1 protein-coding gene is annotated in these 280 nt (G+C 57.1%); it reads right to left on the minus strand.

What is annotated here, in order from left to right; translation table 11 throughout:
• The coding region (locus LZD48_RS18600) for a DUF2264 domain-containing protein (protein ID WP_235764156.1) at nt 1–280 on the minus strand (280 nt) is incomplete at both ends.

The following is a 280-nucleotide window of genomic DNA, read 5'->3' on the forward strand; positions in this document are numbered from 1 at the left end:
CCTGCAGACGTCCCGGGATGAGCGCCACCACATTTCCGCTGCCTCTCTGGATGACCATATTGGCATGCTCCAGATATTTCTTAGGCTCAAGCCGGGGCAGCGGCGCGCATTCTGCCTGCCAGAAGGCATGGTCCGCCGGAAGTCCCAGGAACATAAACGCCTTCATGGCCCAGTACGGAGATCCTGGCGCGTTGTAGCTCTCCGACATCTGAAGGTTCGGGTAGGCGTAGCCAATGGACAGGATATCTGCGTTGTCAAAGATCGGAAGATTCAGCCAGTA

Source organism: Oceanobacillus alkalisoli (assembly GCF_021556485.1).
In the GTDB taxonomy this organism is placed as follows: Bacteria; Bacillota; Bacilli; order Bacillales; family Amphibacillaceae; genus Oceanobacillus; species Oceanobacillus alkalisoli.